Annotated in this window: 20 protein-coding genes; 11 read left to right on the plus strand and 9 right to left on the minus strand. The window is 74.7% G+C overall.

Translation table 11 applies throughout. The features are described 5' to 3' along the window. Nucleotides 1-1164, plus strand: coding sequence for a mannose-6-phosphate isomerase, class I (gene manA / locus ACTWM8_RS05195; RefSeq protein WP_446212785.1), 1164 nt, complete (start codon nt 1-3; stop codon nt 1162-1164). Between the two features lie 299 nt (nt 1165-1463). Beyond that, a complete protein-coding gene (gene ahcY, locus ACTWM8_RS05200) occupies nt 1464-2951 on the plus strand; it encodes an adenosylhomocysteinase (RefSeq protein WP_446212786.1) in 1488 nt (495 codons plus the stop codon). A gap of 220 nt (nt 2952-3171) precedes the next feature. Here the strand turns inward: ahcY and ACTWM8_RS05205 are convergent, their stop codons facing one another. Beyond that, a complete protein-coding gene (locus ACTWM8_RS05205; RefSeq protein WP_172894484.1) occupies nt 3172-3324 on the minus strand; it encodes a hypothetical protein in 153 nt (50 codons plus the stop codon). A gap of 283 nt (nt 3325-3607) precedes the next feature. Here ACTWM8_RS05205 and efeU point away from each other — a divergent pair, with 283 nt between their 5' ends. From efeU to efeB, 3 genes are read left to right on the plus strand one after another with little or no spacing between them, the layout of a single operon-like run. Further along, the gene (gene efeU, locus ACTWM8_RS05210) at nt 3608-4579 is read left to right on the plus strand and encodes an iron uptake transporter permease EfeU (protein WP_446212787.1); all 972 of its coding nucleotides are present in this window, start codon (nt 3608-3610) and stop codon (nt 4577-4579) included. A 29-nt stretch (nt 4580-4608) separates the two neighbouring features. Continuing rightward, nucleotides 4609-5742, plus strand: coding sequence for an iron uptake system protein EfeO (efeO, locus tag ACTWM8_RS05215; protein WP_446212788.1), 1134 nt, complete (start codon nt 4609-4611; stop codon nt 5740-5742). A 23-nt stretch (nt 5743-5765) separates the two neighbouring features. Beyond that, entirely contained in the window at nt 5766-7082 is a 1317-nt protein-coding gene (efeB, locus tag ACTWM8_RS05220) for an iron uptake transporter deferrochelatase/peroxidase subunit (RefSeq protein WP_446212789.1), read from the plus strand. Nucleotides 7083-7160: 78 nt separating this feature from the next. On the opposite strand, the gene ACTWM8_RS05225 is transcribed toward efeB, so the two are convergent. Further along, on the minus strand, nt 7161-8141 hold the full coding sequence (locus ACTWM8_RS05225; RefSeq protein WP_446212790.1) for an RDD family protein: 981 nt from the start codon (nt 8139-8141) through the stop codon (nt 7161-7163). 41 nt (nt 8142-8182) lie between these two features. Between ACTWM8_RS05225 and ACTWM8_RS05230 the strand changes: the two genes are divergently transcribed. Beyond that, nucleotides 8183-9235 (plus strand): stage II sporulation protein M, encoded by a 1053-nt coding sequence (locus ACTWM8_RS05230; RefSeq protein WP_446212791.1) that lies wholly within the window; start codon nt 8183-8185, stop codon nt 9233-9235. A gap of 166 nt (nt 9236-9401) precedes the next feature. Here the strand turns inward: ACTWM8_RS05230 and ACTWM8_RS05235 are convergent, their stop codons facing one another. Genes ACTWM8_RS05235 through ACTWM8_RS05255 form a run of 5 tightly spaced genes read right to left on the minus strand, consistent with a single transcriptional unit; the run spans nt 9402 to nt 14626 of the window. Next, entirely contained in the window at nt 9402-10712 is a 1311-nt protein-coding gene (locus tag ACTWM8_RS05235; RefSeq protein WP_446212792.1) for a DUF58 domain-containing protein, read from the minus strand. Beyond that, a complete protein-coding gene (locus ACTWM8_RS05240; RefSeq protein WP_446214475.1) occupies nt 10709-11638 on the minus strand; it encodes an AAA family ATPase in 930 nt (309 codons plus the stop codon). Before ACTWM8_RS05240 ends, ACTWM8_RS05235 begins: the two co-directional genes overlap by 4 nt. Nucleotides 11639-11697: 59 nt before the next feature. Further along, on the minus strand, nt 11698-13116 hold the full coding sequence (locus ACTWM8_RS05245) for a DUF4350 domain-containing protein (protein WP_446212793.1): 1419 nt from the start codon (nt 13114-13116) through the stop codon (nt 11698-11700). Further along, entirely contained in the window at nt 13113-13778 is a 666-nt protein-coding gene (locus ACTWM8_RS05250; RefSeq protein WP_446212794.1) for a DUF4129 domain-containing protein, read from the minus strand. The genes ACTWM8_RS05245 and ACTWM8_RS05250 overlap by 4 nt, the downstream gene beginning before the upstream one ends. After that, nucleotides 13775-14626 carry a hypothetical protein gene (locus ACTWM8_RS05255; protein WP_446212795.1) on the minus strand — a complete coding sequence of 284 codons (852 nt, stop codon included), beginning with the start codon at nt 14624-14626 and terminating at the stop codon, nt 13775-13777. The genes ACTWM8_RS05250 and ACTWM8_RS05255 overlap by 4 nt, the downstream gene beginning before the upstream one ends. A 224-nt stretch (nt 14627-14850) precedes the next feature. Here ACTWM8_RS05255 and mtrA point away from each other — a divergent pair, with 224 nt between their 5' ends. The 5 genes from mtrA to hpf all read left to right on the plus strand — a co-directional run bounded on the left by mtrA (nt 14851) and on the right by hpf (nt 20819). Continuing rightward, nucleotides 14851-15540 (plus strand): MtrAB system response regulator MtrA, encoded by a 690-nt coding sequence (gene mtrA / locus ACTWM8_RS05260; protein WP_154939275.1) that lies wholly within the window; start codon nt 14851-14853, stop codon nt 15538-15540. 90 nt (nt 15541-15630) lie between these two features. Next, on the plus strand, nt 15631-17295 hold the full coding sequence (mtrB, locus tag ACTWM8_RS05265) for an MtrAB system histidine kinase MtrB (protein ID WP_446214476.1): 1665 nt from the start codon (nt 15631-15633) through the stop codon (nt 17293-17295). A gap of 115 nt (nt 17296-17410) precedes the next feature. Then, on the plus strand, nt 17411-19231 hold the full coding sequence (locus tag ACTWM8_RS05270) for an LpqB family beta-propeller domain-containing protein (protein WP_446212796.1): 1821 nt from the start codon (nt 17411-17413) through the stop codon (nt 19229-19231). 7 nt (nt 19232-19238) lie between these two features. Beyond that, nucleotides 19239-19946 carry a ComF family protein gene (locus ACTWM8_RS05275; RefSeq protein ID WP_446212797.1) on the plus strand — a complete coding sequence of 236 codons (708 nt, stop codon included), beginning with the start codon at nt 19239-19241 and terminating at the stop codon, nt 19944-19946. 246 nt (nt 19947-20192) lie between these two features. Next, nucleotides 20193-20819 (plus strand): ribosome hibernation-promoting factor, HPF/YfiA family, encoded by a 627-nt coding sequence (gene hpf / locus ACTWM8_RS05280; protein ID WP_446212798.1) that lies wholly within the window; start codon nt 20193-20195, stop codon nt 20817-20819. Between the two features lie 74 nt (nt 20820-20893). On the opposite strand, the gene ACTWM8_RS05285 is transcribed toward hpf, so the two are convergent. Together ACTWM8_RS05285 and ACTWM8_RS05290 are read right to left on the minus strand one after the other, a co-directional pair. Then, nucleotides 20894-22003: a GNAT family N-acetyltransferase gene (locus ACTWM8_RS05285; protein ID WP_446212799.1), complete on the minus strand. Its 1110-nt coding sequence runs from the start codon at nt 22001-22003 to the stop codon at nt 20894-20896. Continuing rightward, a complete protein-coding gene (locus tag ACTWM8_RS05290) occupies nt 22000-23160 on the minus strand; it encodes a GNAT family N-acetyltransferase (protein ID WP_446212800.1) in 1161 nt (386 codons plus the stop codon). The genes ACTWM8_RS05285 and ACTWM8_RS05290 overlap by 4 nt, the downstream gene beginning before the upstream one ends. Between the last annotated feature and the right edge of the window lie 81 nt (nt 23161-23241).

A 23241-nucleotide genomic window follows, 5' to 3' on the forward strand; every position in this document is an offset into this window, starting at 1 on the left:
GTGGAGCTGCTGCACGGCCCGATCCGCGACTACGCCTGGGGGTCCCGCTCGGCCATCGCCGAGTTGCAGGGGCGCCCGGTGCCCAGCGACGGGCCGGAGGCGGAGCTGTGGCTGGGCGCCCACCCGGGCGCCCCGGCCACGGTCGACCGCGGCGGCGAGCGGGCGAGCCTGGTCGACCTGATCGCCGCCGAGCCGGGCCACTGGCTCGGCGCGCAGGTGGTCGACCGGTTCGGCACCCGGCTGCCGTTCCTGCTGAAGGTGCTCGCCGCCGACGCCCCGCTGAGTCTGCAGGCCCACCCGGACCCCGAGCAGGCCCGGGCCGGGTACATCGCCGACGGCGCGCGCGTCCAGGGGCGGCGCAACTACGTCGACCCGTACCACAAGCCGGAGCTGCTGGTCGCGCTCGCGCCGATGGAGGCGCTCTGCGGGTTCCGCGACCCGGCGGACTCGGCGGACGTGCTCGCCGCGTTCGGCGTACCCGCGCTGGAGCCGGTGGTGGCCGCGCTGCGCACCGGACCGACGGGCCTGCGGGACGCCGTGCGCCTGCTGTTGACCTGGCCGGCGGCGCAGCGCGCCGGGCTGGTCGACGCGGTGGTGGCGGCGCGCGTCGCCGGCCCGGACGCCGAGCTGGCCCGGTCGCTGGCGGCCGACTACCCGGGCGACCCGGGGGTGCTGGTGGCGTTGCTGCTCAACCACGTGCGGCTGGCGCCGGGGGAGGCGATCTGGATGCCGGCCGGCAACCTGCACGCCTACCTGCGCGGCACCGGGGTGGAGATCATGGCGGCCAGCGACAACGTGCTGCGCGGCGGGCTCACGCCGAAGCGCGTGGACGTCGACGAGCTGCTCCGGGTGCTCCGCTTCGAGGTGCTGGCCGAGCCGGTGGTGATGGCGCGGCCGGTGGCGCCGGGCGTGGTCTGCTGGCCGGTGCCGGTCGAGGACTTCGCGCTGCACCGGGTGACGGTGGACGCGGCCACGCCCGAGGTGCGGCTGCCGCTGCCCGGGCCCCGGGTGGTGCTCTGCCGGGCCGGCCGGGTCTCGGTGGACGACGGGACCGGCCCGGTCACCCTCGCTCCCGGCCAGGCCGCCGTCGGGCCGGCCGCCGCGGGCCCGCTGGTCTTCACCGGCACGGGTGAGGCGTTCGTCGCCACGGCCGGCCTCCGCTGACGCCTTGTCGAGCTGGCTCCCGGCCCTCGCGCCCACGACACGAGTCCGACTTTTCCGAAATAGCTTGACTCGCCTCTGGCGCAGTGTGACTCTATGGGTACGCAGCGTTGTCGCGACGAAGGTCCGGTAGCGCGCGGGGAACCAAACCGGGGGGATGCACGGGGCGGCCGGCTCGTGGACGGAAAAGTCTGTCCATCACCGACCGCCCCGTGCGCTGTCTCCGGCGGCCGCCCGTGCGGGGCTGGACCATGCGCGTAAGGTGGAAGGTCGCGCAGCACACCCGTTCGACAGGAGCTTCCATGACCAGCACCCTCCCGGCGTCCACCAGTGGCGCGCGGCCGAGCACCCTCGCCGAGGGCGACTACAAGGTGGCGGATCTGTCGCTCGCCGAGTTCGGGCGCAAGGAGATCCGGCTCGCCGAGCACGAGATGCCCGGCCTGATGGCGATCCGCCGCGAGTTCGCCGACGCCCAGCCGCTCGCCGGCGCCCGGATCACCGGCTCGCTGCACATGACCATCCAGACGGCCGTTCTGATCGAGACCCTGGTCGCGCTCGGCGCGCAGGTCCGCTGGGCGTCCTGCAACATCTTCTCCACCCAGGACCACGCCGCCGCCGCGATCGTCGTCGGCCCGAACGGCACCCCCGAGGCTCCGGCCGGCGTACCGGTCTACGCCTGGAAGGGCGAGAGCCTGGAGGAGTACTGGTGGTGCACCGAGCAGGTGCTCGCCTGGCCCGACGGCGCCGGCCCCAACATGATCCTCGACGACGGCGGTGACGCCACCCTGCTCGTGCACAAGGGCGTCGAGTTCGAGAAGGCCGGGGTCGTCCCGCCGGTCGAGTCCGCCGACTCCGAGGAGTACGCGGTCATCCTCGGGCTGCTGCACCGCTCGCTCGCCGAGGACGGCCAGCGCTGGACCCGGATCGCCTCCGCCATCAAGGGCGTGACCGAGGAGACCACCACCGGCGTGCACCGGCTCTACGAGATGCACCGCGCCGGCACCCTGCTCTTCCCGGCCATCAACGTCAACGACTCGGTGACCAAGAGCAAGTTCGACAACAAGTACGGCTGCCGCCACTCGCTCATCGACGGCATCAACCGGGCCACCGACGTGCTCATCGGCGGCAAGATGGCGGTCGTCATGGGCTACGGCGACGTGGGCAAGGGCTGCGCCGAGTCGCTGCGCGGCCAGGGCGCGCGGGTCGTGGTGACCGAGGTCGACCCGATCTGCGCGCTCCAGGCGGCGATGGACGGCTACCAGGTCGCCACCCTGGACGACGTGGTCGAGCGGGCCGACATCTTCATCACCGCGACCGGCTGCTTCGACGTCATCACCAACGAGCACATGGCCCGGATGAAGCACCAGGCCATCGTCGGCAACATCGGCCACTTCGACAACGAGATCGACATGGCCGGTCTGGCCAAGCGCTCGGACGTCACGCGGGAGAACATCAAGCCGCAGGTCGACCTCTGGAAGTTCGACGACGGCCACGCCATCATCGTGCTCTCCGAGGGCCGCCTGCTGAACCTGGGCAACGCCACCGGCCACCCGAGCTTCGTGATGTCGAACTCGTTCGCCAACCAGACGATCGCCCAGATCGAGCTGTTCACCAAGACCGACGAGTACCCGGTCGGCGTCTACGTGCTGCCGAAGCACCTGGACGAGAAGGTCGCCCGGCTGCACCTGGACGCGCTGGGCGCCAAGCTGACCCAGCTCACCAAGGAGCAGGCCTCCTACCTCGGTGTTGCCATCGAGGGCCCGTTCAAGCCGGAGCACTACCGCTACTGAGTTCCGCCTCGACGAGGACCGGGTCGGCCGCCGCGCGGCCGGCCCGGTCCTTTTCGCGTACGCCCACAGCCGGGCCCCCCGGCGCTCCGCGCCGGCTCCCGCCGGCCCCGCCCGCCGGCCCCGTTTGCGGCGTGTCGCGGTGTCCGGGCGGGGGGATACCGCGACCCGCCGCATCTCGCGCGCGATGGCACGTCGTGCCGCGCTGGGGCGTGGCGGGCGCTCAGTGTGGGGTGCGGCGGGTGGGTCGGATCCAGGTCCAGACGCACCAGGCCAGCCAGGCCAGTGACACGGCGGCGGCCAGCGGGCGCAGCCGCAGCTCGCTGAGCACCACGACCAGCGCCAGCACCGCCAGCCAGGGCAGCAGGCCCCTCATGGCCGGCGTCCGGTGGCGTGGGGCTGGTCGGTGGTGGACCGCCGCCGGAGCGCGGGGTCGGCGGTCGCCGGCGCGGGGGCGGAAGTCCCTGGTGGCGGCGGGTCGGCCGGCGTGCTGGTGGAAGTGATCAAGGGGCCTCGTCCCGTCCGTGAGCGTCCGGCCGATCCTGTCACGCGACGGACAGGTGAACTCGTGGCGATCGACTTGACGGCACCCCGGGAGCAGGAGGAAGGTAAGTCTGCCCTAAGTTAACTGAGGCAACCCTCATCAAACCGGAGTAACGATGTTCGCCACGTACCTGATCGGCCTGCGTGAGGGCCTGGAAGCGACCCTGGTGGTCAGCATCCTGGTCGCCTTCCTGGTGAAGTCGCAGCGCCGGGACCGGCTGCCCCAGGTGTGGGCCGGCGTCGGTCTGGCCGTGGTGCTGTCGGTGCTCTTCGGCTGGCTGATCGAGTACACCTCCACCTCGCTGCTCGCCCGCTCCGAGGACCGCGAGCTGTTCGAGGCGGTGACCTCCGTCGCGGCCGTGGTCTTCGTGACCTGGATGATCTTCTGGATGCGCAAGGCCGCCCGGACGATCGCCGGCGAGCTGCGGGGCAAGCTCACCGAGGCACTGGCGGTCGGCTCGCTCGCGGTCGCCGGCATGAGCTTCCTCGCGGTGATCCGGGAGGGGCTGGAGACCGCCCTGATCTTCTACTCCGCCGCCCAGGGCGCGGCCGGGGACAGCGGTCCGCTGCTGGCGCTGATCGGCGGCATCGTCACCTCCGTGGTGATCGGCTTCCTGCTCTACGCCAGCGCGCTGCGGATCAACCTGTCGAAGTTCTTCACCTGGACCGGCGCGCTGCTCATCCTCGTCGCCGCCGGCATCCTCAAGTACGGCGTGCACGACTTCCAGGAGGCCGCTGTCCTGCCCGGCCTGAACGACCTGGCCTTCGACATCACCTCGGTGCTCGACCCGAGCACCTGGTACGCCGCCCTGCTCGCCGGGATGTTCAACATCACCGCCACCCCGAGCGTGCTCGAGATGGTCGCCTGGGTCGCCTACGCCGTGCCGGTGCTGTTCCTCTTCCTCCGCAAGCCGTCGCCCGCCGGCAAGCCGACCGCCCCGGCCGCGACGCCGACTCCGCCCACGACCGCCCCGGCCGGCGAACTGGCCCCGGCCGGCGAAGCCGCCCCGGCTACCGACGCCGCCCCGGCCGGTGAGCCCGCCGGGTCCGACATCGACCGCCCGGCCTCCGCGCCGCAGCGCGCCTGAACCCACCTGCTCCGAGGAGACAGAAACTGATGCGTACCACCCGCTTCCTGGTGCTCGCCGCCGCCGGCGTGCTGGCCGTCACCGGTGTGACCGCCTGCAGTGACGGCAAGGAGCAGGACGGCGCGAAGGCCGCCAACGCGGTGAAGGTCAAGGCCAATGACACCGCCTGCGAGGTCGACGTCACCGCCCTCGACGCCGGCCAGGCGACCTTCACCATCACCAACTCCGGCAGCAAGGTCAACGAGTTCTACGTGTACGCCGCCGGTGACCGGGTGATGGGCGAGGTGGAGAACATCGCCCCGGGGCTCAGCCGCGAGCTGCGCGTCGAGCTGCCCGCCGGGACGTACGAGACCGCGTGCAAGCCCGGGATGAGCGGCCGGGGCATCCGGGGCGCGCTGAAGGTCAGCGGCACCGCCGCGACCGTCGCGCCGGACGCCGCGCTGGCCCAGGCCACCGCCAGCTACCAGCGGTACGTGAGCAGCCAGACCGGTGCCCTGCTGACCAAGACCGAGGAGTTCGTCACCGCGGTCAAGGCCGGCGACGTGGCCAAGGCCAAGGCGCTCTACCCGGTCGCCCGCACCTACTGGGAGCGGATCGAGCCGGTGGCGGAGATCTTCGGCGACCTCGACCCCAAGATCGACGGCCGCGAGGAGGTCATCGAGGAGGGCATGGAGTTCACCGGCTTCCACCGGATCGAGAAGGACCTCTGGCAGTCCGGCGACATCAGCAAGGACGGCCCGATCGCCGACCGGCTGCTGGTCGACGTCAAGGAGATCGTGGCCAAGGCCAACGCCGAGAAGCTCTCGCCGCTCCAGCTCGCCAACGGCGCCAAGGAGCTCCTCGACGAGGTGGCCAGCGGCAAGATCACCGGCGAGGAGGACCGCTACTCGCACACCGACCTCTGGGACTTCAGCGCCAACCTGGAGGGTTCGAAGGCCGCGATCGCCGCGCTGCGCCCGGCCCTGGAGCAGCGCTCGCCCGAACTGGTCACCCAGCTCGACACGGAGTTCGCCAACGTCGAGAAGGCGCTCGGCCAGCACCGGGCCGGTGACGGCTGGAAGCTGCACACCGAACTGAGCAAGGACCAGCTCAAGGAGCTGTCCGACAGCATCAACGCCCTCGCCGAGCCGATCAGCAAGGTCGCCGCCGTCGTCGCCCGATGACGGCCGGTCCCACAGGAGAACCGATGAGCGAGCAGAGCAGCGCGTCCACCCCGTCCGCAGAGGCTCCCCGGGGCCGGCTGTCCCGGCGGCGGGCCATCACCCTCGCCGGGGTCGGGGTTGCCGGGGTGGCCGGCGTCGCCGCCGGCGCCGGGGCGCTGCTGGTCCGGGACGCCGACCAGGCGGTGGCCGGCGACGTGGCGGCCGGCGCGGTGCCGTTCCACGGCGAGCACCAGGCCGGCATCACCACCCCCGCGCAGGACCGGCTGCACTTCGTCGCGTTCGACGTGATCACCAAGGACCGGGCCCGGCTGGTGGCGCTGCTGCAGGAGTGGACGGCCGCCGCCGCCCGGATGACCGCCGGCCGGGACGCCGGGGTGATCGGCGCGGTCGACGGCATGCCGGAGGCCCCGCCGGACGACACCGGTGAGGCGCTCGGCCTGCCGCCGTCGCAGCTCACCCTCACCATCGGCTTCGGGCCGACGCTGTTCCGGGACGCTCAGGGCAGGGACCGGTTCGGCATCGCCGACCGGCGCCCCGCCGCCCTGGCCGACCTGCCGCACTTCGCCGGGGACGCGCTGCGCCCGGAAATCTCCGGTGGCGACCTCTGCGTCCAGGCCTGCGCCAACGACCCGCAGGTGGCGGTGCACGCCATCCGCAACCTGGCCCGGATCGGCATGGGCGTGGTGAGCGTCCGCTGGTCGCAGCTGGGCTTCGGGCGTACCTCGTCGACCTCGCGGGGCCAGGCGACGCCGCGCAACCTCTTCGGCTTCAAGGACGGCACCGCCAACCTCAAGGCGGAGGACGCCGGGCTGCTGCGCGAGCAGCTCTGGGCCCAGCCCGGTGACGGGCCGGACTGGATGACCGGCGGGTCGTACCTGGTGACCCGGAAGATCCGGATGCAGGTCGAGACCTGGGACCGCACCTCGCTGGTCGAGCAGGAGCAGATCGTCGGGCGGACCAAGGGCGTCGGCGCGCCGCTGGGCCGCCGGGACGAGTTCGACGAGCCCGACTTCGCGGCCAAGGGCGACGACGGGGAGCCGGTGATCGCCGACACCGCGCACGTGCGGCTCGCCCACCCCAGCCGCAACAACGGCGCCCGGCTGCTGCGCCGGGGCTACAACTTCGTGGACGGGTCCGACGGGCTGGGCCGCCTCGACGCCGGGCTCTTCTTCATGGCGTACCAGCGGGACCCGCGCAAGCAGTTCGTGCCGATCCAGACCCAGCTCGCCCGCAACGACGCGATGAACGAGTACCTGCGGCACGTCTCCAGCGCGCACTTCGCCTGCCCGCCCGGCGTCCGCGACGCCGCCGACTGGTGGGGCCGCTCGCTCTTCAGCTGACCGTTTCCCGCCCGCCGTCCGGTCGAGCGGGCCAACGTGCCGGCAGCCGGTCCGCGCGACGACGTCGCGGGCCCGGCGTCAGGCCGGGGGCGCCGGCGGGCCCGACGCGGGGCGGGGGGCCGGGACCGCGGGCCGGAGGCCGTCCGCGGTCGCCCCGACGGGTACGGCGGGTGTGGCCGGGGTCGGTGACAGCTCGGGCCAGAGGCTGGCGGTGAGCGTGCGGGCCCGACGCAGCCGCAGCGCCCCACGGCGGTTGCGCTCGGCCAGCACGGCGGCCAGCAGCAGCGGCTCCGGTACGCGGGCCGGCGGTGGCGGCGTCGTCACCGCGGCCACCTCGCTCCACAGTGCCCGCGCCAGCAGGGTCCGCGACGGCTCGGCGAACCGGTGCGCCCGGGTCAGGTACTGCCGCAGGGCCAGGGCCAGCGGGTCGTCCAGCCGGGTCAGGTCCAGGCTGACCGCCCAGCCGGTCAGCGGCGGAATGATCATCGGTGCCGGCAGCCAGGGCTGCTGGGTACGGGTGTGCACCACCATCGTGCCGGCCACCAGGTCGCCCAGCCGCCGGCCGCGCCGGTCGGTGAGCATCACCGCCACGCCGGCGACCCAGCTCAGCAGCGGCAGCACCAGACCGGGCCACTCCACCGCGACCCCGACCAGCGCCCGGCTCAGCGACTGCCGTACCCCGACCGGGCCGCCGTCGGCGCTGACCACCCGCAGCCCGACGGCCATCTTGCCCGGCGTGCGGCCGTGGTTGAAGCGTTCGAAGAGCACCGGGTAGCCGACCAGCAGCAGCACCAGCAGGACGGTCGCCAGCGCGTTCAGCAGGGCGCCGTCCACGCCGGGCAGGGCGTTCAGCGACAGGCCCGCCAGCGCCATCGCGAGCAGCACCACCAGCACCAGCTGGACCGCGACGTCCAGCAGCAGCGCCAGCACCCGGGAGCCCAGCCGGGCCGCCCGCACGTCCAACTGGACGGCCTCGCCGCTGACCAGGCCGGCGTCGGCGCCCGTCGGGGAACGGTCGGCCGCGCCGGTCGCGGCGGGCACCGGTGGTTGCGCTCTCACCCGCACAGTGAACACTATGAGCGCCGGACGGGGGAGGACGAGTGGATCTCGACGCGTACGTCGCCGAGCACCAACACGAGTGGCGGCGACTGGAGCAGCTCTGCGACCGGCGCCGGCTGGACGCCGACGAGGTCGACGAGCTGGTGGCGCTCTACCAGCGCGCCGCCACCCACCTGTCCGCGCTGCGCAGCCGCTCACCCGACCCGGGTCTGGTCAGCCGGCTCTCCCAGCTGGTGCTGCGCGCCCGGGCCCGGGTGACCGGGCGGCGCGGCGCGTCCTGGTCCGCGGTGGCCCGGTTCCTCACCGTCGGCTTCCCGGGTGCCGTCTACCGCGCCTGGCCGTGGTGGTGCGCGGTGGCGACCGGGTTCAGCCTGCTCAGCGGCTTCCTCATCTGGTACGTCGCCGGCCACCCGGAAACCGCCGCGGCGTTCATCGGCCCGCAGGCGGCGGCCGACCTGGTCGAGTCGGGCTTCGCCGGCTACTACACCGAGTTCTCCGCGCCGACCTTCGCCTTCCACCTGTGGACCCACAACGCCTGGATCGCCGCCCAGTGCCTGGCGTCCGGCGTGCTGGTGGTGCCGGTGTTCTACCTGCTCTGGCAGAACGCGCTCAACGTCGGCGTGGTCGGCGGCGTGATGGTCTCCTACGGCCGGGCCGACGTCTTCTTCGGACTGATCACCCCGCACGGCCTGCTGGAGCTGACCGGGGTCTTCGTCGCCGCCGGGGTGGGCCTGCGGACGGCGTGGGCGTGGATCTCTCCGCCGGCGCACCTGACCCGGGGCCGGGCCGTCGCCGAGGCGGGCCGCTCGGCGATCCTGGTCGCCGTCGGCCTGGTCGGGCTCTTCGCGGTGTCCGCGCTGCTGGAGGCCTTCGTCACCCCGGCGCCGGTGCCGATCGCGCTGCGCGTGGCGCTCGGGGCCACGGTCTGGCTGGGCTTCCTCGGGTACGTGGTGGTCCTCGGCCGCCGGGCGGTCGCCGCCGAGTCGGTCGCCGCCGAGCGCACCGACCCCTGGCTGGCCGAACTTTGGCCCTCCACCGACCCCGCCCGCGCCTGGCACCCCCCGACCCGGACCGCCGACCCCACCCGCCGCTGACCCGCCCTCCCTGCCCCCACCCCGCCCGTTCCCGCCCCACCCGGCCGCTCCCGCCACTGCCTCCGCTGCGGTGATGAAGAAGATTTGGTCTGCCGGCATGGCGTGTCGTGACCGAAACTTCTTGATCACCGCTGCGGGCGGGAGCGGGGGGTGGGAGCCGGGGGGGTCAGAGTTGGCCGAGGGCCTTGAGGCGGAGGTAGGTGTCGGCGACCGTGGGGGCGAGGCGGTCCGCCGGGGCGTCCACCACGGTCACGCCGTACCGGGCGAGGGCGGCGCGCACCCGGTCCCGCTCGGCCAGCGCCCGCCAGCCCGCCGCCGCCGCGTAGGCGTCCTCGGGCCGGGTCGGCGCGGCGGTGGTCAGCCGGGTGAGTACCGGGTCGTGCACGGCGGCCACCACCACCCGGTGCCGGGCGGCCAGCCGGGGCAGCACCGGCAGCAGGCCCTCGCCCAGCGCGCCGGCCTCCAGGGCGGTGAAGAGCACCACCAGGCTGCGCTGCCGCTCCCGGCGGAGGATCTCCCCGACGATCAGCTCGAAGTCCGTCTCCACCAGCGCCGGTTGCAGCGGCGCCAGCGTGGTCACCAGCTTGCCGAGCAGGGCGGGGCGTCCGCTGCCGGTGACCGTGGCCCGGATCGCGGCGTCCGCGGCGATCAGGTCGACCCGGTCGCCGGCCCGGGCGGCGAGCGCGGTGAGCAGCAGCGCCGCGTCGATCGCGGTGTCCAGCCGGGGCTCGTCGCCGACGCGCACTGCCGAGGTGCGGCCGGTGTCCAGCACGCAGACCAGCCGGCGGTCCCGCTCCGGCCGCCAGGTGCGGACCAGCACGTCGGCCCGCCGGGCGCTGGCCCGCCAGTCGATCGAGCGGACGTCGTCGCCGACCACGTACTCGCGCAGGGTGTCGAACTCGGTGCCCTGGCCGCGTCCCCGGGTGACCTGCATGCCGTCGATCACCCGCAGCCGGGAGAGCTTCTCCGGCAGGTGCCGCCGGGAGTCGAAGCGCGGCAGCACCCGCAGGGTCCAGGCCGGGGTGACCGGCCGCCCGGCGCGCTGCCGGAAGGCCAGCCCCAGCGGGCCCAGCGAGCGCACCGCCAGGGCCACCGCGGGCCGGTCGCCGCGCCGGCTCGGGGTGAGCCGGCTGGGCAGCAGCGCGTCGCCGCCCGCCGCCACCGGCACGACCCGCCCCGGCGGTACGTCCGGCCGGGCCCCCGCCGAGGGCACCCAGGCGTCGCGGACCTGGGCGCGCAGCGTACGGCCGGAGGTGTTGGCCAGGCGCAGCGCCACGGTGGCGGTGCCGCCGAGCCGGACGGTCCGGTCGCCCTCACGGGTGGCGGTGACCGCGTGCAGCGGCGCGGCCAGCGCCCAGTCCAGGGCGCAGAGCAGCAGCACCGCGCCGGTCATCGCGACGACCCCGAGGAACGGGTCCGGCCACGCCGGCAGGGTCAGCGCGCCCCCCAGCAGCAGGACGGCCGCCCGCCAGGTCATCGCGGCGTCGGCACGGTGGCGAGCACCGTGTCCAGCACCGCGTCCACGCCGACGCCCTCCAGCTCCACCTCCGGGCGCAGCCGCAGCCGGTGCCGCAGCGTCGGCCGGGCGGTGGCCTTGACGTCGTCCGGGGTGACGTGGTCCCGCCCGGCCAGCCAGGCCCACGCCTTCGCCGTGTTGAGCAGGGCCGTCGCGCCCCGGGGCGAGGCGCCCAGCTCCAGCGCCGGGGTGGCCCGGGTGGCCCGGCACAGGTCCACGATGTAGCCGAGGACGGGCTCGGCGACGTACACCCGGCCGACCGCCTCCCGGGCGGCGGCCAGGTCGGCGGCGGTGGCGACCGGTCGTACGCCGGCGGCGGTCAGGTTCCGCGGGTCGAAGCCGGCGTGGTGGGCCCGCAGCACGCCCAGCTCCTCGTCCCGGGTGGGCAGCGGCACGGTGAGCTTGAGCAGGAACCGGTCCAGCTGCGCCTCCGGCAGCGGGTACGTGCCCTCGTACTCGATGGGGTTCTGGGTGGCGGCGACGATGAACGGGTCGGGCAGCGGCCGGCGGGCGCCCTCGACGGAGACCTGCCGCTCCTCCATGACCTCCAGTAGCGCCGACTGGGTCTTCGGCGGGGTCCGGTTGATCTCGTCGGCGAGCAGCAGGTTGGTGAAGACCGGCCCCTCCCGGAAGGTGAACGCGGCGGTGTGCGGGTCGAAGATCAGCGACCCGGTGACGTCGCCCGGCATCAGGTCGGGGGTGAACTGCACCCGCTTGGAATCCAGGTCCAGCGCCGCGGCGACCGTCCGGATCAGCAGCGTCTTGGCCACTCCCGGTACGCCCTCCAGCAGCACGTGCCCCCGGCACAGCAGTGCGATCACCAGCCCGGTGACCACGGCGTCCTGCCCGACGACCGCCTTGGCCACCTCGGCGCGCAGCCGGTGCAGGGCGGCACGGGCGTCGTCCGCGCCGGCGGTCGCGGTCGCGGCGGATGCGACGGGGTGGGTCACCGGAGGTCTCCTTCGGTCGGGTGGTCGGGGGGTGCCGCGACCGTACGGGTCACCCGGTCCAGCGACCGGGCCAGTGCGAGCAGTTCGGCGTCGGAGGACGGCTCCCCGCCGTACAGCAGCTCGTGCGCCTCGTCGGTGGTGCCGCCGGTCCGCGCGGCGACCAGCGCGGCCACCTCCGCGGGCGGGGTGGTGGCGGGCAGGTTGAGCCGGGCGGCGAGCCGGTCGAGCGCGGCGGCGCGCAGCGTGTCGGCGGCCGGGCCACGGGCGCGGGCGCGCTGGTAGAGCCGCGCCCGGCCGAGGACCGTCTCGGCGGAGCGCACCCGCACCGGCAGCGGCTCGGCGACCGGCGGGCCGAGTCGGCGGGCCCGCCAGAGCACCACCAGCAGCGCGGCCAGCGCGAGCTGCACCAGCAGCGCCCAGAACCAGGCGGGGAACGCCGCCCAGAGCGGGTTCTGCCGGTCCGGCGGTTGGCCCTGCCCCTGGTCCTGCTCGTCGCCGGCGGACGGGTCGTCGCCCTCCGACGGGTCGCCGGAGCCGCCCGGGTAGCCGTCGCCGGGCTGCCCGCCGTTGCCGTCACCGCTGCCGTAGGTGGTCGAGCCGCCGGGGGTGGGCGACCAGGCGGGTTCGCCGCTGGTGCCGGTGCCGAAGTGCGGGGGCGGGGCGGGTCCGTCCAGGTCGAGCCAGACCACCCGGCCGTGGCCGCCGAGCAGCCCGGTGGCCAGCGCCTGGTTGCCCCACTCGCCGATCCGGTCGTTGCGGAACGGGTCGCCGGCGCCGATCACCACCACGTCCGCCGCCCAGGCCAGGTGCACCAGCCCGCCGGAGTAGCAGGTGCGCAGGGTGGCCGCGAAGTCGGCCCGCGGGGCGTACCGCTGGAGCTGGGCGGCGGCGGTGCCGGCCCGGGCGGCCTCCGGCAGCGGGCAGGGCACCCCGTCGGCGTCCGGGGCGACGGCCCGGGTGGCCCAGCGCCGGTCGGCCCGCACCACCGGCAGGTCCACCGACTCCAGCACCCGCAGGGACGGGTCGACCAGAATGAGCCGGCGGCCGGCCGGCAGCTCGCCCAGCGCGCCGACGGTGTCCGGGTGCAGCAGCTCCGGCTGCGGTACGAAGAGCGTCGCCGGGCCGCTGTCGAGCGCCAGCAGGGCGCGCAGGGTGTCCGTCTCCCGCTGCACGGTGACGCCCTGCCCGCGCAGCGCCTCGGCCAGCCGGCTGCCGCCGTCGTCGCCGGTCGCCACCGGGGAGAGGTAACCCCGCTCGGTGGCGTCCGGCTGGTCGACCGCGTGGGTGACCACGGTGATCGTGAGCAGCACGGCGGCCAGCGCGAACGGGATCACCAGCCGGTGCCAGCGGCGTCGCCGCCGGGGCGGGGGCGGGGCGGTCGAGGTGGCGGCCGGCGGTGCGGCGGTGGCGGTCATCGCGGCTCCTCCGGACCGCCGGCCAGCACCCGGTCCAGTTCGTCGGCGAGCTCCCGCATCCGCCGGTCATGCTCGGCGGAGGCGGTACGCCGGGCGTACCAGAGCTCGGAGAAGATCGTGCCCGCCGCGCGGAGCGTCGGGTCGACCGGGGGCCGGTTGCGGGCCGCCGCCTCGGTCAGCTCGGTGACGGTCATGCCGGGGCGCTGCTCGACCGCCCCGGTGGCGACCAGCCGGCGGACCATGCCGCGCAGCCGTTCCCGTACCGCCTCGGCGAAGCGGCCCTCGGCGGCCAGCCGGTCGGCCAGGGAGAGCGCCGGCCCGGGGGTCGGTGCCGCGTCGCCCGCCCGGGGCCGGGGCAGCTCCGGGGTCTCGGCGACGGGCCGGGTCCGGCGGCGCCGCCGCCAGCGGGGCAGCCGGAAGCGGAGCCGGGGCAGCCGGAGCCGGGGTAGCCGGAAGCGGAATCGGGGCAGCCGGAGGCGGAGTCCGGGCAGCCGGAGGCGGCGGCGGAGCCGGGGCAGTCGGCGCGGCACCCAGGCCGGCCAGTGGTACCAGGCCAGCGCGGCCAGCCCGGCGGCCAGCACGAGCAGCAGCGCCGCGAGCGGCAGCGGCAGCAGGTCGCCGAGCGCGGCGGTGGCCTCGGTCCACCAGCGGCTGAAGCTCATCGGTCGGCCGCCAGCAGGACGGGCTCGGCGAGGCCGGCCGGGGAGCGGGCGAGCCGGATGTCGAGGCCCTCGGTGCGCATCCGGTTGTCCAGGTGGATCACCGCGTCCAGGCAGGCCAGCGCCGGGTAGGCGACGGTGTTCACGCCGGCCCAGACCGTGATGGCGGCGACCTGGGCCAGCGCCGGGTCGCCGAGATCGATCAGGTCGAGGGAGTCGAGCCCGGTGAGGACGCCCAGGCCGAGGCCGATCCGCAGGATCCACCAGCCGAGGTAGCCGAGCAGCCGGACGGCGCCGGCCTGCCCGCCGCCGCGCACGGCGAGCCGCGCCGCGCGGCCGACGGCCCGGTGCACCGGCAGCCGGTCCACCGCCAGCGCCGCCGCGACGGAGCCGAACAGGGCGTACGCGACGAACCAGAGGGGGCCCATCAGGCCGGCGAGCATGACGACGAGGCCGACCAGGAGCGCCAGGAGCAGGGTGGCGCCGTAGCGGGCATCCCGGGGGCGGAGCAGTTCGCGTACGCCGGCGCGGCGACCGAGCAGCGCGGCGCCGGCAGCCCGGGCGGCCGGGTTGCCGAGCAGCGTGACGATCGCCGCCTCGCTCGCCGCGCCCAGCGCCAGGAGGAACCACACCGGGGCGATCCCGTCGCCGCGCAGCAGCCAGGTCGGCGGCTCGACGCCGGCGGCCAGCCGCAGCGGGTAAAGGAGGAGTTGCTCGCCGACCGCGAACAGGGCGCCCAGCGGGAGCAGCAGCCGGCCCTGGGTACGCAGCAGCAGCACGGCCGAGTCGAGCAGCTCGCCGACGGTGAGCGGGCGCCTCGGGAGCACGGCGGTCGGGCCGACGTCGGGCACGCGTACTCCTGCTCCTGACGGGTGTCGGTGGCGGGCGCGGGGCACCCGGGGGATCATGGTGACACGGCCCGTCCGATCGGGTGGACCCGCACGCCGCGCGGCCCTCGCGGATGACCTTCGGCGGCGATCTTCCGCGTGGGACGTGCGGTGACACCACTCACGGCAGTACCGTGCCGGGTGACGCCGATCCCACCGAACTGAACGGGGATGGAAACATAAATCCCATGAGAGCCCGGGTACTGGTGGTCGACGACGACCCCGCGCTCGCCGAGATGCTCGGCATCGTCCTGCGCAGCGAGGGCTTCCTGCCCTCGTTCGTCGCCGACGGGGAACGGGCGTTGGCCGCGTTCCGGGACAATCGACCCGACATCGTGCTGCTCGACCTGATGTTGCCCGGTATGAGCGGTATCGACGTGGCCCGGGCGATTCGGACCGAATCCGGCGTGCCGATCGTGATGCTGACCGCCAAGAGCGACACCGTCGACGTGGTCCTCGGGCTGGAGTCCGGCGCCGACGACTACGTGGTCAAGCCGTTCAAGCCCAAGGAGCTGGTCGCCCGGATGCGGGCCCGGCTGCGGCGCGGCGAGGACGTCGCCCCGGAGATGTTGACGATCGGGCCGCCCGGCAACCAGATCACCATCGACGTGCCGGCGCACACGGTGAGCCGGGACGGCGAGGAGGTGAAGCTGACGCCGCTGGAGTTCGACCTGCTGGTCGCGCTCGCTCGCAAGCCGCGCCAGGTCTTCACCCGCGAGGTGCTGCTGGAGCAGGTCTGGGGCTATCGGCACGCGGCCGACACCCGGCTGGTGAACGTGCACGTGCAGCGGCTGCGCGCCAAGATCGAGCCGGATCCGGAGCGCCCGGAAATCATCCTCACCGTTCGGGGCGTGGGCTACAAGGCGGGTACCGGATAGCCTGGTCGCACCGTGACCAGTTCCCCGACCCCCCACTCCCGGACCCCCGCCGGCTGGCGACCCGCCGCGCGGGTGCTCTGCCGTGCCCTGGTGAGTCAGGGCCTCGGCCTGCACCAGACCTGGCGCCGGTCGCTGCAGGTGCGGGTGGTCACCATCACGCTGGTGGCCTCCAGCCTGCTGGTCGGCGGCTTCGCCTACCTGATCGCCGACAAGATCACCAACATCCTGGTGGAGAACGCCCAGACCGACGTGCTGCTGCGGCTGCGCAGCGGCAGCGACTACTCGGCGAAGCAGTTCAACCTCTACAGCCAGCCGCAGGAGGCCCAGCTCCAGGACACCATCGAGGGCACGGTCAACTACCTGGCCGGGGGCGACCCGCAGCAGACCAGCGGGGTGGTCGTGGCGATCACCGCCGACAGCTACGCGGGGATCATCGAGACCCGGACCTCCCCGGCGACCGATGTCCGGCCGCTGATCAGCCGGGAGCTGCGGGCCGCCGTCGCGGACGGCAAGGTCGCCCACCAGGTCCGCACCGGCCGGCTCGGCGGCGCGCGGACCAAGTACCTGGTGTACGGCTCGCCGGTGCCGACCCGGTTCGGCCAGCTGGAGCTCTACTACCTGGTGCCGCTGACCCGGCAGGACGCCACCGCCGCCGACGCCCGGGCCACCGTGCTCGCCACCGGGGTGGCCCTGGTGCTGCTGCTCGGCCTGCTCGCCGCCCTGGTCACCCGCCTGGTGGTGACCCCGGTCCGGGTGGCCGCCCGCACCGCCCAGCGGCTCTCCGCCGGCCTGCTCGACCAGCGGATGGTGGTCAACGGCGAGGACGACCTTGCCCTGCTGGCCGCCTCGTTCAACCAGATGGCGACCAACCTGCAACGGCAGATCCTCCGGCTGGAGGAGATGTCCCGGTTGCAGCGCCGGTTCACCTCGGACGTGTCGCACGAGCTGCGTACCCCGCTCACCACCGTCCGGATGGCCGCCGACCTGATCTTCGCCGAGCGCGACGAGTTCGACCCGGCCGTCGCCCGCAGCGCCGAGCTGCTCCAGGCCGAGCTGGACCGGTTCGAGGAGCTGCTCACCGACCTGCTGGAGATCAGCCGCTTCGACGCCGGCTTCGCCATGCTCGACGCCGAGCCGACCGACCTGGTGCCGGTCGTGCACCGGGTCGCCGACCGGCTGGCCGGCCTGGCCGAGCGGGTCGGCGTGCCGATCCACCTCGACGTGCCGACCACGCCGGTCATCGCCGAGGTCGACCCCCGCCGGGTCGAGCGGGTGCTGCGCAACCTGGTCGGCAACGCGGTCGAGCACGGCGAGGCGAAGCCGGTGCTGATCACCCTCGGCATGGACCAGACCGCCGTCGCGATCACCGTGCGCGACCACGGCGTCGGGCTCAAGCCGGGGGAGGAGAAGCTGGTCTTCAACCGCTTCTGGCGGGCCGACCCGTCCCGGGCCCGGCAGACCGGCGGGACGGGCCTGGGCCTGTCGATCAGCCTGGAGGACGCCCGGCTGCACGGCGGCTGGCTGGAGGCGTGGGGCGCGCCCGGGCAGGGTGCCCAGTTCCGGCTCACCCTGCCGGCCCGCGCCGGGGATCGGCTGACCACCTCGCCGCTGCGGCTGGTGCCGGCCGACGCCGCCTTGCCGTTCGGTGGCCCCCGCCCCGACGAGCTGCTGGCGATCGGCACCACCGGCGAGGGCGCGCTGGCCATCGGGCCGGCCCCGGCCGCCGACGACGACCGGGCGGAGGTGCACTCGTGAGCGCGCGGAGTGAGCCGGTGTGGCGAGCCGCGCAGTCGCGAACTCGGGCCGACGCCGTGAGCGCGCGGAGTGAGCCGGTGTGGCGAGCCGCGCAGTCGCGAACCGAGGGGACGCCGTGAGGGCGGCGCGCGGGCGGACGCTGGCCGGGGCGCTCTGCGCCGCGCTGCTGGCCGTGGCCGGCTGCGGCATCCCGGAGAACACCGAGGTGCAGGTGGACGGGTCCGGGCCGGCGGTGGCGGCGGGCTCGTCCAGCTTCCGCCGCAGCGAGCCGCCCGCCCGCGCGGCCGCCGGCACCGACCGGGAGACCTTCGTCCGCAACTTCCTCTCCGCCGCGGCGGGCGAGCCGGATCGGGCGTACGCGCGGGTCAAGCAGTTCATCGCGCCGGAGAACAAGAGCCGCCTCCAGGAGAAGCAGGGCAGCGAGGTCGCGGTCAACGTCATCCGGCTGACCGAGGCCCCGGTGATCACCGAGAACGCCAACGGGCTCTTCTCCGTGCTCCTGCGGGTGCAGCAGATCGGCGTGCTGCGGTCCAACGGCGTCCTGGCTCCCCCGCTGGCGACCGAGCGGGAGTACCGGTTCACCCTGCGCGGCGCCATCTCGCCCGGGCAGCAGGGCACCGAGGAGGCCGGCCTCTTCGTCACCGATCCGCCGAACGTGCTGCTGCTCAGCGAGGGGGCGCTGCAGGAGTACTACCAGACCCGGCCGGTCTACTTCTGGAACTCCGACCAGACCCGCCTGGTCGCCGACCAGCGGTACCTGCCGCTGGCGGTGCCGGACGAGCGGCGGGTCAGCGAGGCGGTCAAGTGGCTGCTCGCCGGCCCGTCGGAGTGGCTGCGGCCGGCTGCCCGGCCCCTGCCGGACCGCACCGCGCTGATCAACAACGCGATCGAGACGGACGGCCGCTGGGAGGTCACCCTCGAACTGCCGGGTGACGACAACCGCGAACTCGGCAGGATCGGCATCCAGCTCGCCTGGTCGCTGCCGGAGCTGGACGGCCAGCTCCAGCTCACCACCCGCAACCAGTCCCGGGTGGCGATCGCGGACCTCAAGCAGCACCGCCTGGCGCACCCGCTCTACCCGGTCGACGACACCCCGCAGCGGTTCACCGTCTACGACGGCGCGGTCCACGCGCTGAGCTTCCCGGGCGAGGCCAGCGGGCTGGTGCCGCTCCTGCCGGCCGACAACCGCAACATCGTCTCGGCCGGGCTCAGCCGGGTCGAGGACCGGACTTTCGCCGCCCTGGTGGTCAGCGCCCCGGGCGGCCGGCAGCGGTTGGCCGTCGGATCCGGCACCGCCACGGTGGAGGGCGTCCACCGGGGCACCCAGACCTTCGGCGCGATCGGGCGCCCGGTGTGGCTGCGCTCGCTCGACCCCGGCCAGCCGTACGGGCTGGTGGTCGCGGACGGCCAGCTCTACCGCTTCGACGACCGGGCCCGGACGGTCCCGGTGCCGTTGACCGCCTCCGGCCGGGTGACGGCGGTGGCCGGCTCGCTGGACGGGCACCGGCTCGCCCTGGTGATCGGCGGCCGGCTCCACCTGGCGGCGGTGAACCTGGCCGGCGGCCTGGTCTCGGTCGGCCCGGCCCGCGCGGTGGCCACCTCGCTGCGCGACCTGTCGGCGGTCGACTGGGCGGCGGAGAACACCCTGGTCGTGGCCGGCACGGCGGACCGGTCGGCGGTCTACTACGTGAGCACCGACGGCGCGTTGGAAACCGCGCTGGTGGCCGACGTGGGCGCCCGGGTGACGCACCTGGCCGCGTACCCGACGAACCCGGTGGTGCCGCTGCCCAGCGCGCTGATCATGTACGAGGCGAACGGGGTCGCCTACCGGTATCCCTCGCCGGACACCATCCGGCGCGACCAGGTGCTGGAGGTGACGCCGCCACCGGCCGGCGTCCGCCCGGGCAGCCCGACCGCCCCCTTCTTCCTGTACTGAGGCCGTCGTGCGGGCGGTCGGCGGGCTCTGGGCGGACCTGACCGACCTGGTGCTGCCGAGCGGGTGCGCGGGCTGCCGGCGGACCGGTTCGGCGAGTCGGCGGGGGTTCTGCCCGGCCTGCGCCGACGCTCTCCAGGCGCTGCGCCCCGCCCCGGTACGCCCCACCCCCGCCCCGCCCGACCTGCCGCCCTGCCACGCCCTCGGCCCATACGCCGGGCCGTTGCGGGAGGCGCTGCTGACGTACAAGGAACGGGGTCGGCACGGCCTGGCCGGGCCGTTGGGCGCGCTGCTGGCCGAGGTGGTGGCCGCCGCGGTGGGCCCGGTGCGACCGGTGCTGCTGGTGCCGGTGCCGGACACCGCCGCGGCGGCCCGGTCCCGCTACGGCGACCACCTGGGTCGGTTGGCCCGGCACGCGGCCCGGCGGCTGCGCGGGGCGGGGTGGGACGTGCGGACGGCCCGACCGCTGCGGGCGCTGCCCCGGCCCGACTCGGTGGCGCTGGACAGCGCCGGGCGGGCCGCCGCGGCGGCGTCGGCGTTCCGGGCCCGCGCGGGCCGGGGTGGGCGTGAAGCCGGCGGGCGGAGCGTGGTGGTGCTCGACGACATCCTCACCACCGGGGCGACCCTGGCCGCGGTGGCCCGCACATTGCGGGGCCTGGGAATAACGCCAAACGTCGCGGCGGTGCTCGCGGCAACGCAAAAACGACGCCATTGGTGACGCTTCGTGTTTCCGTTTCACCCCATGGTGTATGAGGTGTGAAATTCCAGAGCGTCTTCGACAACTGGGGGTGACTGCCGGCCGAACAGGAGTTAGCGTTTTCCTGTCGGGGGTAGGAGGTTCCAAACCCATCCCCGACGGTGGAAGGAGGCGTAGCCGTACCTGACCGGTCGACGCCGCAGGGATGCTCCCAGGGTCGGTCGACCGGATTGAAGATCAGACGACCATCCGAAAAAGGGAGGTCACGTGGACATCGTGGTCAAGGGCCGAAACGTCGAAGTGCCGGACCATTACCGGGTGCACGTAGCTGAGAAACTCGCAAAAATCGAACGCTACGACCACAAGCTCATCCGCGTAGACGTGGAGTTGTTCCACGAACGCAATCCCCGCCAGTCCGACACCTGCCAACGCGTGGAGATCACCTGTGTCTCCCGAGGGCCGGTGATCCGGGCGGAGGCCTGCACGAACGACTTCTACAGCGCGCTCGACGCGGCCATCGCCAAGCTGGACACCCGACTGCGCCGGGCGGCCGACCGCCGCCGCGTGCACCGGGGCCGGCACGCGCCGCTCTCCGTCGCCGCCGCCACCGCCGATCTGCCGGTGGCCGAGCTGGCCGCCCCGTCCGGCGGTACGGCCACCGCGGTGGCCGAACGGGTCGAGGAGGAGCCCGCCGACGAGTACGACGACCAGCCCTGGCACATCGCCCGGGCCAAGGTGCACCCCGCCGAGCCGATGACCGTGGACGACGCCCTGTTCCAGATGGAACTGGTGGGGCACGACTTCTACCTGTTCCACGACAAGGAAACCGGCCGGCCGAGCGTCGTCTACCGGCGGCACGCGTACGACTACGGCATCATCTCGCTCGACGTCTGACCTCTGTCCACCCCTCGCAGCCGGTCACGGAGCCGGGTGGTTCGCCCATCCCGGCTCCGGTGGCCGGCGCGCGTTCAGCGCGGGTCGTCGGCGAGCAGCGCGTAGAGCACGGCGTCCGCCCGGACGCCGTCCCGGCCGGGGAGCCGACCCCGCATCAGCCCCTCCCGCCGGAACCCGGCTCGCTCCAGCACCCGCTGGGAGCCGACGTTCTCCGGCGCGGTACCGGCCCAGAGCCGGGCCAGCCCGACCGGCCCGAAGGCCCAGTCGGCGAGGAGACGCACCGCCCGGGTGGCCAGCCCTCGGCCGCGCGCCTCGGGCAGCAGGCTGTAGCCGAGCATCGCCTGGCCGGTGGCCGGCTCGTCGTAGATCATCGCGCAGCCGCCGGCCAGTTCCCCGGTGCCCGCGTCGCAGAGCGCGAAGTCGGCCGAGCTGCCAACCAGCCATTCGCTCTCCGCGACGGCGCAGCGCCGCGCGATCGCCGCCCGGGTCGGCGGGACCTGCCGTACCCGGCTCGCCACCACCTCCGGCAGCGTGTGCAGCCGGTACAGCGCGTCGGTGTCCGCCGGGGTCAGCCGGCGCAGCGTCACCACGCCGTCGGTGAGCCGGCCGTCGGGCAGGTCCGGCAGTGCCCGGGGCGTCGGGCCGGCGGGGTCGTCGGTGAGGCGTACCCAGGCCCACAGGTCGTGCCGCCCGCCGCCGCGCGTCGGGTTCGCGGCCTGGCGGACCCCCTCGTACCGGAAGCCGGCGGCGAGCGCCACCCGCATGCTCGCCGCGTTCTCCTCGTGGGTGAGCAGCTCCAGCCGGGCCGCGCCGGCGGCGAAGGCGTGCCCGGCCAGCGCACGGGTGGCGGCGGTGGCCACGCCCCGGCCGCGGGCCCACGGCGCCACCCAGTAGCCGATCTCCGCCTGGCCCCGGGCCGGGACCGGCTGGCTCAGCCCGATCCCGCCGAGCAACCGGTCGGAGGCCGGGTCCGCGATCGCGTACGCGGCGCCGCCGGTGGCCCAGGCGGCCGGCGCGCCCTCGGTGATCCACCACCGGGCGCTCTGCTCGGTGTACGGATCGGGCATGCCGGAGATGAACCGTCGGGTGAGCGGGTCGGCGCAGGCGGTGGCGGTGTCCGTGACGTCGTCGAGCCGGAACGGGCGCAGCCGGACCTCGTCCGCCTCGATGGTCTCCGGGGTCACCGGGCCAGGTCCTCGGCGACCAGCGCGGCCACCCAGGCGTCGCCCCGGCCGCCGTCGCGGGCGGTCAGCCGGGCCCGGGCGGTGCCCTCGAACGAGAACCCCGCCTTCTCCGCCACCCGGCGGGAGGCGGTGTTGCCGACCAGCGCCAGCCACTCGATCCGGGCCAGGCCCAGGGTGGTGAAACCCCAGGCGGCCAGCGCACCCACCGCGGCGGGCATGTAGCCCCGGCCCCGGGCGTGCGCGGCGGTCATGAAGCCGACGTTGCCGCCGAGCGGGTCGGAGCCGATGCGCAGGTCGACCGAGGCCACGTACCGGTCGTCGGGGTCGGCCACGGTCCAGTACGCCCCGGTGCCCCGGGCCCAGGCCGCCTCGGCGAAGTCCCGCAGGAAGCCCTCGGCGTGCTCCCGCTGGTACGGGTGCGGCACGGTGGTCCAGCGGACCGTGTCGGGGTCGCGGCAGGCCTCGACGATGGCGTCGAGGTCGCCTTCCTCCATCGGGCGCAGCCGCAGCTCGGTGTCGCCCGCCGTGACGAAGAGGACGGGCTGCGGCCGACCGAAGACGGCGGCCCGGCGGGCGTCGAGGGTGTCCGGGCCGGCCGGCCCGGGTTCGCCCGGCGCGGGCACCTCGCCGGGGAGCAGCGAGCCGATCCAGCCGGCCGTCCGGCCGCCCTCGGCCGGGTGGGCCAGCCGCAGCTCGCCGGAGACCCGGAAGCCGGCGCGCAGCGCGACCAGCCGGGAGTAGTGGTTGCCGACCTCGGCCTGCCAGACCAGCCGGCGCAGCTTCAGCGCGTCGAACGCCCAGCGGGCGACCGCCCGGGTGGCTCGGACGGTGACGCCCCGGCCGCGCGCCCAGGGCGCGGTCCAGTAGCCCATCTCGGCGGAGTCCAAGCCGCGGTCGATCGAGACGAGGCCGCAGGAGCCGAGCAGCTCGCCGGTGCCGGCGTCGCAGACCGCGAACGGCGCCCCGGTGCTCTCGGCCCACGCCGTCCGGGCGATGCCGGTGACGAACCCGTGGGCGTGTTCCGGCAGGTACGGGCGCGGTACGGTGGTCCAGCGCTGGATGTCCGGGTCCTGGCAGGCGCGGTGCACGGCGTCCGCGTCGGTGGCCTGCCAGGGGCGTAGCAGCAGGCCGTCCTCGATGATCTCCACAGGCTCCATCCGAGCCATCGTGCCGGATCGTTCGCGGTGGGCGTAACCGGATAACCGCCGGTGGCGGCACCACCCGCGCGATATGTCGGG

The sequence above is a fragment of the Micromonospora sp. IBSANI012 genome (assembly GCF_052814045.1).

Coding starts and splice junctions, on each gene's coding strand:
- ahcY (WP_446212786.1), top strand. CDS start 1,464: ATGACCAGCACCCTCCCGGCGTCCACCAGTGGCGCGCGGCCGAGCACC.
- ACTWM8_RS05205 (WP_172894484.1), bottom strand. CDS start 3,324: ATGAGGGGCCTGCTGCCCTGGCTGGCGGTGCTGGCGCTGGTCGTGGTG.
- efeU (WP_446212787.1), top strand. CDS start 3,608: ATGTTCGCCACGTACCTGATCGGCCTGCGTGAGGGCCTGGAAGCGACC.
- efeO (WP_446212788.1), top strand. CDS start 4,609: ATGCGTACCACCCGCTTCCTGGTGCTCGCCGCCGCCGGCGTGCTGGCC.
- efeB (WP_446212789.1), top strand. CDS start 5,766: ATGAGCGAGCAGAGCAGCGCGTCCACCCCGTCCGCAGAGGCTCCCCGG.
- ACTWM8_RS05235 (WP_446212792.1), bottom strand. CDS start 10,712: ATGACCTGGCGGGCGGCCGTCCTGCTGCTGGGGGGCGCGCTGACCCTG.
- ACTWM8_RS05245 (WP_446212793.1), bottom strand. CDS start 13,116: ATGACCGCCACCGCCGCACCGCCGGCCGCCACCTCGACCGCCCCGCCC.
- ACTWM8_RS05250 (WP_446212794.1), bottom strand. CDS start 13,778: ATGAGCTTCAGCCGCTGGTGGACCGAGGCCACCGCCGCGCTCGGCGAC.
- mtrA (WP_154939275.1), top strand. CDS start 14,851: ATGAGAGCCCGGGTACTGGTGGTCGACGACGACCCCGCGCTCGCCGAG.
- ACTWM8_RS05290 (WP_446212800.1), bottom strand. CDS start 23,160: ATGGAGCCTGTGGAGATCATCGAGGACGGCCTGCTGCTACGCCCCTGG.